Raw genomic sequence first — 13840 nt, 5'->3', positions numbered from 1 at the left:
AAGCAAGAGTATATAACAAATAGAAATAATTTATAATTACTAATTCGCATAAACATGGCAAAAGAGAAATTTGACCGTAGTAAACCACACTTAAACATTGGTACTATCGGTCACGTTGACCACGGTAAAACTACAACTACAGCTGCTATCACTAAAGTATTGGCTGATAAAGGTTTGTCAGAAGCTCGTTCATTTGATTCAATTGACTCTGCTCCTGAAGAAAAAGAGCGTGGTATCACAATCAATACTGCACACGTAGAATATTCTACAGCTAACCGTCACTATGCACACGTTGACTGTCCAGGTCACGCTGACTACGTTAAGAACATGGTAACTGGTGCTGCTCAAATGGACGGTGCTATCATCGTAGTTGCTGCGACTGATGGTCCTATGCCTCAAACTCGTGAGCACATCTTGTTGGCTCGTCAGGTAGGTGTTCCTGCGTTAGTAGTATTCATGAACAAAACTGACTTAGTTGATGACCCTGAGTTGTTAGACTTAGTAGAAATGGAAGTTCGTGAGTTATTATCATTCTACGAATTCCCTGGTGATGATATCCCTGTAATCAAAGGTTCTGCTTTAGGTGCATTGAACGGAGAAGAAGTATGGGTTGAGAAAATCATGGAATTAATGGATGCTGTAGATAACTACATTCCAATTCCTCCACGTTTGACTGACTTACCTTTCTTGATGCCTATCGAGGACGTATTCTCAATCACTGGTCGTGGTACAGTTGCTACAGGTCGTATCGAAAGAGGTGTGATCAACTCTGGTGATCCAGTTGAAATCTTAGGTATGGGTGCTGAGAACTTGAAATCTACAGTAACAGGTGTTGAGATGTTCCGTAAAATCTTAGATTACGGTGAAGCTGGTGATAACGTAGGTTTATTGTTACGTGGTATTGAGAAAACTGATATCAAACGTGGTATGGTTATCTGTAAACCAGGTTCAGTAACTCCTCACGATAACTTCAAAGCTGAGGTTTACGTATTGTCAAAAGCTGAAGGTGGTCGTCACACTCCATTCTTCAACAAATACCGTCCTCAATTCTATTTCCGTACAACAGACGTAACTGGAGAAATCTCTTTACCAGAAGGTACTGAAATGGTTATGCCAGGTGATAACGTTACGATCTCTGTTAAATTGATCGCTCCTATCGCAATGGAAAAAGGTCTACGTTTCGCTATCCGTGAGGGTGGTCGTACTGTAGGTGCTGGTCAGGTAACTGAAATTTTATAATCTGTAACAGGTTATTCTGAATAAAATAAGCTAATTGACTGAGGTTGATTAGCTTATTTTTTCACTATAGTTTTTTATCGATTTTTAATACAAAAAAAGTAAAAAAAAGTTGTGTTAGATTGTTTAAAACACTATATTTGCATCACAAAATAAGAAATACACGGGCATAGTTTAAAGGTAGAACGAAGGTCTCCAAAACCTTTGGTCTGGGTTCGAGTCCTGGTGCCCGTGCTTAATAAACAGATAAACTAAAATGGCAAAAGTACTTGATTTTTTTAAAGACTCTTATGTTGAGATCACTGAGAAAGTGACTTGGCCTACATGGTCTCAGTTGCAAAGTTCAGCTGTTATTGTGCTTGTTGCGTCTCTCATTATTGCATTGGTTATCTTTGCGATGGATAAAGCATCAAGTGTAGGGTTGGAATTCTTGTACGGTATTGCTTCTTAATTTTCAATAGTATATTTATGGCAGATCAAGGTTTAAAGTGGTACGTAGTTCGTGCTGTAAGTGGGAAAGAAAAGAAGGTAAAGCAGTATATTGATGCCGAGGTTAGTCGTTTAGGTATTGAACATTTGGTTCCTCAAGTGTTGATCCCTATGGAGAAATACTATTTGATGCGTGATGGTAAAAAAGTTGCCAAAGAGCGTAATTATTATCCTGGGTATGTTTTGTTGGAAGCTGCTTTGGATGGTGAGTTAGAGCATGTCATTAAGAATATCAATAGTGTTATCGGTTTCTTAGGTGATAAAGCGGGAAATGCTGTTCCTTTACGTCAGTCCGAAGTTAATCGCATTTTGGGTAAAGTGGATGAGATGGCAGAACAAGGTGAAACGATCAATGTTCCTTACTATGTTGGTGAAACGGTGAAAGTGAACGATGGTCCTTTCAATGGATTTACGGGGGAGATCGAGGAAGTTCACGAAGATAAGAAAAAGTTGATCGTCATGGTCAAGGTCTTTGGACGTAAAACTCCGCTCGAGCTAAACTATATGCAAGTTGAAAAAGAGTAAGATTAGTAATTAACGATAGTGAAAAGCTTTCCATGTAATTGGGAAGCTTTTTTTTGTAAATAGGGATGATTGTTATATTGGATCTACTTTATAGGGAAATGTAACAAAGTATAAAAAATATAATATTTTCCTTTATACTTTTTGGAGTTGTAGAAATTCTTGTTATCTTTGCACCTCAGTTAGCAGTAGTTACACTGTCTTAACTGATAAATGTTACGTTATTTGCTTCCAACTTACTAACAGACATTTAACATATTAAATTCAAAACAAAATGGCAAAAGAAGTCAGTGCGTTAGTAAAATTACAAGTTAAGGGCGGAGCTGCGAATCCTTCACCTCCAGTAGGACCTGCATTAGGTGCTAAAGGTGTGAATATCATGGATTTCTGTAAGCAGTTTAACGCTCGTACGCAAGACAAACCAGGTCAAGTATTACCTGTTGTCATTACAGTTTACGCGGATAAATCATTTGATTTTATCATCAAGACTCCACCGGTAGCCGTTCAATTAAAAGACGCTGCTAAATTAAAAAGTGGATCTGGCGAGCCTAACCGTAAAAAGGTTGCGGCTATCACTTGGGAACAAGTTGAAACCATCGCTAAGGATAAAATGCCTGATTTAAATGCATTTACTGTAGAGGCTGCTATGAGAATGGTGGCAGGTACAGCACGTAGTATGGGTATTACTGTATCCGGTAATGCTCCTTGGAACAATTAATTAAGAAATCAATTTAAGAAAAGTGGCTAGATTAACAAAAAATCAAAAAGCGGCACTATCCAAAATTGAAGCTGGTAAAGCATACTCTTTGAAAGAAGCTTCGGCTTTAGTTAAAGAAATCTCATTGACCAAATTTGATGCTTCTGTGGATATCGACGTTCGTTTGGGCGTAGATCCTCGTAAAGCAAATCAAATGGTGCGTGGTATTGCAACATTACCTCACGGTACTGGTAAAACTGTTCGTGTTTTAGTTTTGTGTACTCCTGACAAGGAAGAAGAAGCTAAGGCGGCAGGAGCGGACTACGTAGGTTTAGATGATTACATCAGTAAAATTGAAGGTGGTTGGACTGACGTTGATATCATTATTACTATGCCTAGTGTTATGGCTAAAGTTGGTAAATTGGGTCGTATTTTAGGTCCAAGAAACTTGATGCCTAACCCTAAAACTGGTACAGTTACAACAGAAGTTGGTAAAGCTGTAACAGATGTAAAAGGTGGTAAGATCGATTTCAAAGTTGACAAAACCGGTATCATCCATACTTCTATTGGTAAAGCGTCGTTCGATGCAGATAAGATATATGATAACGCATTAGAGGTATTACAAACTCTAGCTCGTTTGAAACCATCTGCAGCTAAAGGAACTTACTTTAAAAGTATTCACATTTCCTCAACTATGAGTCCTGGTATTCATATTGAGACTAAATCAGTAGCAGGTATTTAATCATGAGAAAAGAAGAAAAACAAGAAATTGTTCAAGCTTTGGCCGAACAGATTAAATCTTACGGTAACTTCTATATTACCGATACTGCTGATTTGACAGTTGAGAAAGTGAATGGCATTCGTCGTAAATGTTTTGAGCAAGGCATTGAGATCAAAGCGGTTAAAAATACGTTGATCAAAAAGGCATTAATCGAAGCAGGTGTTGATTCAGAGGAATTGTTTGATACGCTTAAAGGCGCATCTACATTAATGTTCGCTGAAACAGGTAATGCACCTGCCAAATTAATCAAAGAGTTGCGTAAATCTGGTGAAAAGCCAATTTTGAAGGCAGCTTACATTGATGCAACGGCATTCGTTGGAGATGATCAATTAACTACATTAGTTAATCTTAAATCTAAAAACGAGCTTATCGCGGACGTTATCGCATTGCTTCAATCACCTGCGAAAAATGTTATTTCAGCTCTTCAATCAGGAGGAAATACAATTTCAGGTTTAGTAAAAGCTTTAGAAGAAAGAGGCTAACGAATCCTCTCGAACAGAAACATTCGTTACTATTTAATTAACAATTTTTATTAAAGTACATTCAAAAATTCAAAATAAAATGGCAGATTTAAAACAACTTGCTGAACAGTTAGTTAACTTAACAGTAAAAGAAGTTAAAGAATTAGCTGATATCTTAAAAGACGAGTATGGCATCGAGCCTGCTGCTGCTGCTGTTGCTGTAGCTGCTGCTCCAGCTGAAGGTGGTGCTGCTGCTGCTGAAGAGAAAACTTCATTTGACGTTATCTTGAAAGAAGCTGGTGGTCAAAAATTAGCTGTAGTTAAATTGGTTAAAGATTTAGCTGGATTAGGCTTGAAAGAAGCTAAAGATTTAGTTGACGGAGCACCTAAAGAATTAAAAGCTGGTGTATCTAAAGACGAAGCAGAAGCTTTGAAAAAACAATTAGAAGAAGCTGGTGCTGTTGTTGAGATTAAATAATCTCAACTAATTAGCCCGAAAAGGTTTAGACTCTGACGATTTTTCGTCAGAGTCTATTCCTATTTATATCAATAAGCCACTATGCTGTGTATATGCTGGGCACAGTGGACATGTGGTTTACAGCATACATGTAAGCGCAGTTTTTTTAAAACTAAAATTCATATTCCCTTGGCAAACAATAATATTCAACAAGAAAGAGTAAACTTTGCGACAAGTAAGAAAGTGTTGGAATATCCGGACTTTTTAGATGTGCAATTGGAATCTTTCAAGGAGTTTTTTCAATTAGAAACTACTTCTGACAACCGCCATCAGGAAGGGCTGTTCAAGGTATTCTCGGAAAACTTCCCTATTTCTGATTCAAGAAACATTTTTGTGCTAGAGTTTTTGGATTATTTTATTGATCCACCCCGTTATGATATTCAAGAGTGTATCGAGCGTGGCTTGACTTATAGCGTTCCTTTAAAGGCTAAGTTAAAGTTATCTTGTAATGACGAAGAACACGAAGATTTCGAAACCATTGTTCAGGACGTATATTTAGGGACTATCCCTTATATGACTCCTAAAGGTACTTTCGTGGTAAATGGTGCAGAGCGTGTAATCGTATCGCAATTACACCGTTCACCGGGCGTTTTCTTTGGTCAAAGTAGACACACAAATGGTACTAAACTTTATTCTGCAAGGGTAATTCCTTTCAAAGGGTCTTGGATCGAATTTGCAACTGACGTAAACAACGTTATGTATGCTTATATCGACCGTAAAAAGAAATTCCCAGTTACTACCTTATTGCGTGCTATCGGTTACGATTCAGATAAAGATATCTTGGAATTGTTCGATTTAGCGGATGAAGTAAAAGTTAGTAAATCTGGTCTTAAGAAATATGTTGGTCGCCGTCTTGCGGCTAGGGTATTGAAAAAATGGGTAGAAGATTTCGTGGATGAGGATACTGGTGAAGTAGTGTCAATCGACCGTAACGAAATTATCCTTGAACGTGAAACTGTTCTAGAAGAAGATCACATTGATTTGATTATTGAAGCTGGCGTTAAGTCTATCATTTTAGCAAAAGACGATGAGTCAAACAATGCGGACTATTCTATTATATATAACACTTTACAAAAAGATACATCCAACTCAGAAAAGGAAGCGGTAGAACACATCTATCGTCAATTACGTAACGCTGAACCACCAGATGAGGAAACTGCTCGTGGTATTATCGATCGCTTGTTTTTCTCTGATAAACGTTATGATTTAGGTGACGTAGGTCGTTACCGTATTAATCGTAAGCTTAAGTTGGATACTCCAGATGATACGAAAGTATTAACTCGGGAGGATATCATTGCGATTGTGAAGTATTTGATCAATTTGATCAACTCTAAGGCAGAGGTGGATGATATCGACCACTTGTCAAACCGTCGGGTTCGTACTGTAGGTGAACAATTGTATGCTCAATTTGGTGTAGGCCTGTCTCGTATGGCGCGTACAATCCGTGAGCGTATGAATATTCGCGATAACGAAGTGTTTACACCGACAGATTTGATTAACGCACGTACACTTTCGTCGGTAATCAATTCATTCTTTGGTACAAACCAGTTATCTCAGTTCATGGACCAAACTAATCCTCTTGCTGAAATTACACACAAGCGTCGCTTGTCAGCTTTAGGCCCAGGTGGTCTTTCTCGTGAGCGTGCAGGTTTCGAGGTTCGTGACGTTCACTATACACACTACGGTCGTCTATGTACAATTGAGACACCGGAGGGACCAAACATTGGTTTGATCTCTTCTTTGGCTGTACATGCGAAAATCAACCACTTAGGTTTTATCGAGACTCCTTACCGTAAGGTGAAAGAAGGTAAGGTCGTGGTTGATGAACCAGTGGTATACTTATCGGCTGAAGATGAAGATGGCAAGACGATTGCGCAAGCGAATGCTTTGTATGATGACAAAGGAAATTTCGAAGATGCGAAAGTAAAAGCCAGATATGAAGGTGACTTCCCAATTATTGAGCCTGAAATGCTTGATTATATGGATGTTGCTCCAAATCAAATTACATCTATTGCTGCTTCTTTGATTCCTTTCTTGGAACACGATGATGCTAACCGTGCATTGATGGGATCGAACATGCAACGCCAGGCTGTGCCTGTATTGCGTCCACAGGCTCCTATCGTAGGTACTGGTCTTGAAGGTCGTGTTGCGAAGGATTCACGTACCTTGATCAATGCTGAAGGTCATGGTGTGGTAGAGTATGTAGATGCTGATGAAATTAAGATCCGTTACGACAGAAACGATGATGATCGTCTTGTATCATTTGATGATGATGTTAAAACATATAAATTGATCAAATTCAAGAAAACTAACCAGAATACATGTATGAACTTGAAGCCTATCGTTAAGAAAGGTCAACGAGTTGAACCAGGACAGGTATTATGTGAAGGTTATGCTACTGAAAATGGTGAATTAGCATTAGGTCGTAACTTGAAAGTTGCATTCATGCCTTGGCAAGGATATAACTTTGAGGATGCGATTGTAATTTCTGAGCGTGTAGCGAAAGAAGATTGGTTTACTTCTCTTCACATCGAGGAATTCGAACTTGAAGTTCGTGATACCAAACGTGGTGAGGAAGAATTGACCGCTGATATTCCTAACGTGTCTGAAGAAGCGACAAAAGACTTGGACGAAAATGGTATTATCCGTATTGGTGCAGAAGTGGGGGGTGGCGATATCTTAATCGGTAAAATCACGCCTAAAGGTGAGTCTGATCCTTCTCCAGAAGAGAAATTATTACGTGCAATCTTTGGTGACAAAGCTGGTGATGTGAAAGATGCTTCATTGAAAACTCCACCTTCATTAAAAGGTGTTGTGATCGACACGAAGTTGTTCTCCCGTGCGAAGAAAATGTCTAAAGAAGTTGAACGTAAAACTTTAGAAAAACTTGAGGTTGCTCACGATAGAGCAGTTAAATCATTGAAAGACCGTTTGGTAGAAAAATTATTCACTGTAGTGAATGGTAAAACAAGCCAAGGGGTATACAATGTATACAAAGAGTTGTTGGTAGCTAAGGGCGCTAAGTTTACACAAAAGATCTTAGCTGAGTTGGATTACAACAACATCAACCCAATGGGATGGACAACTGACGAAGATAAGAACGAGTTGATTAAAATGGCCCTTCATAATTATAATATCAAAATTAACGAAGAGTTAGGTTCGTTCAAACGTGATAAATTTGCAGTTTCCGTCGGAGATGAGCTTCCATCAGGAATTGTGCAGATGGCGAAAGTTTACGTTGCTAAGAAACGTAAATTGAAAGTAGGGGATAAGATGGCAGGTCGTCACGGTAACAAAGGTATCGTTGCACGTATCGTACGTGATGAGGATATGCCATTCTTGGAAGATGGTACTCCGGTTGATATTGTGTTGAACCCACTAGGGGTACCTTCACGGATGAACTTGGGTCAGATCTATGAAACCGTATTAGGTTGGGCCGGTCAAAAATTAGGTGTTAAATTTGCTACACCGATCTTTGATGGTGCTGAGATGGATGAGGTACAGGAGTGGGTTGCGAAAGCCGGTTTACCAAAATCAGGTCGTACATATTTGTACAACGGATTGACCGGTGACCGTTTCGATCAACCAACAACAGTAGGTGTAATCTACATGTTGAAATTAGGTCACATGGTTGATGATAAAATGCACGCACGTTCAATCGGTCCTTACTCATTGATCACACAACAACCTCTTGGTGGTAAAGCACAATTCGGTGGTCAGCGTTTTGGTGAGATGGAGGTTTGGGCATTGGAAGCATTTGGTGCATCTAACATCCTTCAAGAGATCTTAACCGTGAAATCGGATGACGTAGTTGGTCGTGCCAAAACTTACGAAGCAATCGTTAAGGGCAACAACCTTCCGACACCATCGGTGCCAGAATCGTTCAACGTATTGGTACACGAGTTGCGCGGATTGGGTCTAGATATCACATTGGATTAATTAAGCAATTAGGGCTTTGAAGGACTGCGGTTCTTCAAAGCTTCTCTATAAAGCTTTAACTTTTGAATAAGTATGTCTTACAAAAAAGATAATAAAATTAAAAGCAACTTCACTTCGATTACGATCAGCTTGGCTTCTCCAGAGACTATTTTGGAACGTTCAAGTGGTGAAGTTACAAAACCAGAAACGATTAACTATCGTACCTACAAACCAGAACGTGATGGTTTATTCTGTGAGCGTATTTTTGGTCCTGTAAAGGATTACGAATGTCACTGTGGTAAATACAAACGTATCCGTTATAAAGGTATCGTATGTGACCGTTGTGGTGTTGAGGTAACAGAGAAAAAAGTACGTCGTGAGCGTATGGGGCACATCAATTTAGTGGTTCCTGTAGCGCACATCTGGTACTTCCGTTCTCTTCCTAATAAAATCGGTTATTTATTAGGACTTCCTACCAAGAAATTGGATATGATCATTTACTATGAACGTTATGTCGTTATCCAAGCTGGTATTAAAGAAGAAGATGGTATCAACTTTATGGACTTCTTGACTGAAGAAGAATATTTAGATATTTTAGATACCTTACCAAAAGAAAATCAATATTTAGACGATACTGATCCTCAAAAATTTGTCGCTAAGATGGGTGCTGAGGCATTGGAAGATTTGTTGAAACGTATTGATTTGGATCAATTGTCTTACGATTTACGTCACCAAGCTGCTAATGAGACTTCTCAACAACGTAAAAATGAAGCATTAAAACGTCTTCATGTTGTTGAAGCTTTCCGTAGTTCACGTGAAAATATCGAGAATCGTCCTGAATGGATGATCGTGAAGATTGTTCCTATCATTCCACCGGAATTGCGCCCATTGGTGCCTTTGGATGGTGGTCGTTTTGCGACTTCGGATTTGAACGACTTATATCGTCGTGTTATTATCCGTAACAACCGTCTAAAACGTTTGATCGAGATCAAAGCACCAGAAGTAATCTTACGTAACGAAAAACGTATGCTTCAAGAGGCAGTGGATTCTTTGTTTGACAACTCACGTAAAGTGAATGCTGTTAAGACTGAAGGTAACCGTGCATTGAAGTCGTTATCTGATATTTTGAAAGGTAAACAAGGTCGTTTCCGTCAAAACTTATTAGGTAAGCGTGTGGATTATTCAGCTCGTTCGGTCATTGTTGTTGGCCCTCACTTGAAATTACACGAGTGTGGTCTTCCTAAAGATATGGCGGCTGAGCTTTACAAACCATTCATCATTCGTAAGATGATCGAGCGTGGTATTGTAAAAACAGTGAAATCCGCTAAGAAAATCGTAGATCGTAAAGATCCAGTAGTATGGGATATCCTTGAAAATGTATTGAAAGGCCACCCTGTATTACTTAACCGTGCACCTACGCTTCACCGTTTGGGTATTCAGGCTTTCCAACCTACTTTGGTAGAAGGTAAAGCGATCCAGTTACACCCATTGGTTTGTACAGCGTTCAACGCCGATTTTGACGGTGACCAGATGGCGGTTCACTTGCCTTTAGGTAACGCTGCAGTTTTGGAAGCCCAAATCTTGATGTTGGCAGCACACAATATCTTGAACCCTGCGAACGGTTCGCCGATCACAGTACCATCTCAAGACATGGTATTGGGTCTTTACTATATTACTAAAGGCCGTAAAACTGCTGGTGACCATATCGTTAGAGGTCAAGATATGACTTTCTATTCGGCTGAAGAGGTGATCATTGCTTTAAATGAAAAGCAGATTGATCTTCACGCTTGGATTAAAGTAAAAACAAAAGTTAGACAAAAAGATGGTAGCATCGTTGATACCTTATTAGAGACAACTGTAGGTCGTGTGATCTTCAACCAAGTTGTTCCTGAGGAAATGGGATTTGTCAATGAATTGCTTACCAAAAAATCTCTGCGTAATATCATCGGTGAGATTGTGAAGACTACGGGTATGGCTCGTGCAGCACAGTTCTTGGACGATATGAAAGAATTGGGATATCAAACCGCCTTCAAGGGTGGTCTTTCTTTCAATTTGGAAGATTTGAACATTCCTGCTGCGAAAGCTGAATTGATTACTCAGGCAACGAATGAAGTTGAAGAAGTAATGAACAACTATAATATGGGATTCATTACCAACAACGAGCGTTACAACCAAATCATCGATATCTGGACGCGTATCAACAACAGGTTGACTGCTCACGTTATGGATATCCTTTCGAATGATAACCAAGGTTTCAACTCTGTTTATATGATGTTGGATTCTGGGGCCCGGGGTTCGAAAGAGCAGATCCGTCAGTTATGTGGTATGCGTGGTTTGATGGCTAAACCTCAAAAATCAGGTACTTCTGGTGGTGAGATTATTGAAAACCCGATCTTGTCAAACTTTAAAGAAGGTTTGTCTGTATTGGAATACTTTATCTCTACCCACGGTGCGCGTAAAGGTCTTGCCGATACGGCGTTGAAAACGGCCGATGCGGGTTACTTGACGCGTCGTTTACATGACGTAGCACAAGACATGATCGTTGTGGAACAAGATTGTGGTGGTTTACGTGGTATTTACACAACAGCATTAAAAGATAATGATGATGTTGTTGAGCCATTGTTTGATCGTATTTTAGGTCGTACACCATTGCATGATGTCTTCCATCCGGATACAGAGGAGTTGATCGTTTCCGCAAACGAAGACATTACAGAAGAAATTGCTGAAACTATCGAAAAAGCTGGTATCGAAGGAATTGAGATTCGTACGGTATTAACTTGTGAGTCTAAGCGTGGTGTTTGTGCTTGTTGTTACGGTCGTAACTTGGCCTCTGGTAAGCGTGTTCAGTTAGGTGAGGCTGTGGGTGTTATCGCCGCTCAATCAATTGGTGAGCCAGGTACACAGTTGACACTTCGTACATTCCACGTGGGTGGTACGGCATCGAATATTGCTGCTGATTCAAGTATCATTTCTAAATACGATGGTAAAATCGAATTTGAAAACGTACGTACAGTTTCGCAAACAAACGATAATGGAACACATCAGGTAGTCCTAGGACGTTCTGGTGAGGTTAAGATCATTGATGCACATAATAAAATTGTTTTCCAACAAAATATCCCTTATGGTTCACAGTTGTTTGTTGAAGATGGCAGCACCGTGTCTAAAGGTGATAAATTGGTAGAATGGGATCCATATAATGCGGTAATCATTTCTGAATTTGCCGGTAAAGTTGAATTTGATGCAATTATTGAAGGTGTTACCTTCCGTGAGGAGTCAGATGAGCAAACTGGTCACAAAGAGAAAGTGATTATCGAAACGCGTGATAAAACGAAAAACCCATCCATTAAGATTTTGGATAAATCAGGAGAAGTTATTCGTACGTACAACATCCCGGTAGGTGCACACGTTGCAGTAGCTGATGGTGTTACCGTGAAAGAAGGCGGTATCTTGGTGAAGATCCCTCGTTCTACTGGTAAAACGCGAGATATCACGGGTGGTCTACCACGTGTAACAGAGTTGTTCGAAGCTCGTAATCCTTCTAATCCTGCTGTTGTAACGGAAATCGACGGTGTGGTAACGTTAGGCGGTGTTAAACGCGGTAACCGTGAGATGTCTATTGAGTCTCGTGACGGTCAAATCAAGAAATATTTGGTACCACTTTCTAAACACATCCTTGTTCAGGATAATGACTTCGTGAAAGCTGGTATGCCATTGTCAGACGGATCTATTTCTCCAGCAGATATTCTATCGATCAAAGGACCTTCTGCAGTACAGCATTACATCGTGAATGGTATCCAAGAGGTATACCGTCTTCAAGGTGTGAAGATCAACGATAAGCACTTTGAAACTATCGTTCACCAAATGATGCAGAAAGTTAATATCGAAGATCCAGGAGATACACGTTTCTTAGAAAAAGAAGCCGTGAACAAATGGGATTTCATGGAAGAGAATGATTCTTTGTTTGACAAGAAAGTTGTTGTTGATGCAGGAGACTCCAATAATTTGCGTCCAGGACAAATTGTCTCTTTACGTAAGTTAAGAGAAGAGAACTCTAGTCTGAAACGTCGTGACTTAAAACTTGTTGAAGTTCGTGAAGCAATTCCAGCAACTTCAAGCCCATTGTTACAAGGTATTACCAGAGCTTCATTGGGTACGAAATCGTTTATCTCTGCAGCCTCTTTCCAAGAGACTACAAAAGTGTTGAACGAAGCTGCTATCGCAGGTAAACGTGACAATTTATTAGGTTTGAAAGAAAACGTAATCGTTGGTCACTTGATCCCTTCTGGTACAGGTATCCGTCAATACAGCAACTTAATCGTGGGCTCTCGTGAAGAGTACGATCAATTGTTGGCTTCGAAAGAAGAAGATTAATCGTTATAGATTATTTCATACTAAAAGGTCCAAGTGTACACTTGGACCTTTTTTGCTTCATGGAAACTCGGTGGTCTATATTCTTCAAGATGGACGATTCACTAATATGATCGTAATCAAAATAAGGGGAGGTTTTGCTTTTCACACAAAAGGAAAATAATAATTGATATTTTCTTGTCCATTTTAGTTACGGATTTTGTCTGTTAATGGATTTGCTGATACTGAATACTGGAAGAAGCAGATCGGTAATTTAGTTTGTTAATTTGATGTGTTGGGATCTTTATTGAATATCTTTCTCAAATGGATCATTCAATATTACAGTAAGTTAAGGTTAATATTAAAAAATAATAAACAAAAGGCTTGCAACTTTGTTAATAATCTCCCTATCTTTGCACCACTCCGCAAGGGAGGTAGGGTTGCTTCGAAAGAAGGGATCATGAAAAAAGAAGGGTTTAAGTGAGCCGGGCAGGATTTAAAATCCCGCTGAGTTTATTTTAAACGCAGAAATCGGGAAAACAGAAAAGAAAAAAAACTTGAGAAAGTTTTTTGGAATTCCGGAAAAGATTTCTACCTTTGCAGTCCCGACGGAAACGGCGGGAAAACAGAAAAGATAAAGAGGGGCCTGGTGTCCATCGGAATATAGCGGATACGGAAGTTGAAGCGGAGAAAGTTCTTTAAGAAAACACAATCATGTAGCGTGACGAGTAGACAAAACGAAAGTCATGAACAAATTCAACGAATAGTTCAATTCGATCCAAGATCAGAGATATAAAAAAAGAATTCTGATTATTATAAATAGTTGGAATCAAAAACTTCATTTTACAATGGAGAGTTTGATCCTGGCTCAG

General features: G+C 39.4%; 9 protein-coding genes and 1 tRNA gene. All 10 read left to right on the top strand.

What is annotated here, in order from left to right; all coding sequences use genetic code 11:
- Positions 1–54: 54 nt before the first annotated feature.
- The 10 genes from tuf (at position 55) to rpoC (ending at position 12992) form a co-directional block, all read left to right on the top strand.
- Positions 55–1239 carry an elongation factor Tu gene (tuf, locus tag HX021_RS11055; RefSeq protein ID WP_286590380.1) on the top strand — a complete coding sequence of 395 codons (1185 nt, stop codon included), beginning with the start codon at positions 55–57 and terminating at the stop codon, positions 1237–1239.
- Positions 1240–1399: 160 nt separating this feature from the next.
- Positions 1400–1470: transfer RNA gene (locus tag HX021_RS11050), tRNA-Trp, on the top strand.
- A gap of 22 nt (positions 1471–1492) precedes the next feature.
- Positions 1493–1687, top strand: a complete 195-nt coding sequence (secE, locus tag HX021_RS11045; protein WP_286590379.1) for a preprotein translocase subunit SecE — start codon at positions 1493–1495, stop codon at positions 1685–1687.
- A gap of 17 nt (positions 1688–1704) precedes the next feature.
- Complete coding sequence (gene nusG / locus HX021_RS11040) at positions 1705–2250, top strand: transcription termination/antitermination protein NusG (RefSeq protein WP_286590378.1); 546 nt, start codon at positions 1705–1707, stop codon at positions 2248–2250.
- 271 nt (positions 2251–2521) lie between these two features.
- Positions 2522–2965, top strand: coding sequence for a 50S ribosomal protein L11 (gene rplK, locus HX021_RS11035; protein ID WP_028072660.1), 444 nt, complete (start codon positions 2522–2524; stop codon positions 2963–2965).
- A gap of 22 nt (positions 2966–2987) precedes the next feature.
- Positions 2988–3686 (top strand): 50S ribosomal protein L1, encoded by a 699-nt coding sequence (gene rplA, locus HX021_RS11030; RefSeq protein WP_046672240.1) that lies wholly within the window; start codon positions 2988–2990, stop codon positions 3684–3686.
- 2 nt (positions 3687–3688) lie between these two features.
- Positions 3689–4207 (top strand): 50S ribosomal protein L10, encoded by a 519-nt coding sequence (rplJ, locus tag HX021_RS11025; RefSeq protein WP_286590376.1) that lies wholly within the window; start codon positions 3689–3691, stop codon positions 4205–4207.
- Between the two features lie 79 nt (positions 4208–4286).
- Positions 4287–4664 carry a 50S ribosomal protein L7/L12 gene (rplL, locus tag HX021_RS11020; RefSeq protein ID WP_002992785.1) on the top strand — a complete coding sequence of 126 codons (378 nt, stop codon included), beginning with the start codon at positions 4287–4289 and terminating at the stop codon, positions 4662–4664.
- A gap of 168 nt (positions 4665–4832) precedes the next feature.
- Positions 4833–8642 (top strand): DNA-directed RNA polymerase subunit beta, encoded by a 3810-nt coding sequence (gene rpoB / locus HX021_RS11015; protein WP_286590372.1) that lies wholly within the window; start codon positions 4833–4835, stop codon positions 8640–8642.
- Between the two features lie 72 nt (positions 8643–8714).
- The gene (rpoC, locus tag HX021_RS11010; protein WP_286590371.1) at positions 8715–12992 is read left to right on the top strand and encodes a DNA-directed RNA polymerase subunit beta'; all 4278 of its coding nucleotides are present in this window, start codon (positions 8715–8717) and stop codon (positions 12990–12992) included.
- Positions 12993–13840 lie beyond the last annotated feature (848 nt).

It is taken from the genome of Sphingobacterium sp. N143 (assembly GCF_030325625.1).
GTDB lineage: Bacteria > Bacteroidota > Bacteroidia > Sphingobacteriales > Sphingobacteriaceae > Sphingobacterium.
The sequence above is the reverse complement of the archived record's forward strand: the minus strand, read 5'-3'. Positions and strand labels throughout refer to the sequence as shown.

Excerpts from the sequence above, each read along its gene's own strand:
- tuf (WP_286590380.1), top strand. The coding sequence starts at position 55 with ATGGCAAAAGAGAAATTTGACCGTAGTAAACCACACTTAAACATTGGT.
- secE (WP_286590379.1), top strand. The coding sequence starts at position 1,493 with ATGGCAAAAGTACTTGATTTTTTTAAAGACTCTTATGTTGAGATCACT.
- nusG (WP_286590378.1), top strand. The coding sequence starts at position 1,705 with ATGGCAGATCAAGGTTTAAAGTGGTACGTAGTTCGTGCTGTAAGTGGG.
- rplK (WP_028072660.1), top strand. The coding sequence starts at position 2,522 with ATGGCAAAAGAAGTCAGTGCGTTAGTAAAATTACAAGTTAAGGGCGGA.
- rplJ (WP_286590376.1), top strand. The coding sequence starts at position 3,689 with ATGAGAAAAGAAGAAAAACAAGAAATTGTTCAAGCTTTGGCCGAACAG.
- rplL (WP_002992785.1), top strand. The coding sequence starts at position 4,287 with ATGGCAGATTTAAAACAACTTGCTGAACAGTTAGTTAACTTAACAGTA.
- rpoC (WP_286590371.1), top strand. The coding sequence starts at position 8,715 with ATGTCTTACAAAAAAGATAATAAAATTAAAAGCAACTTCACTTCGATT.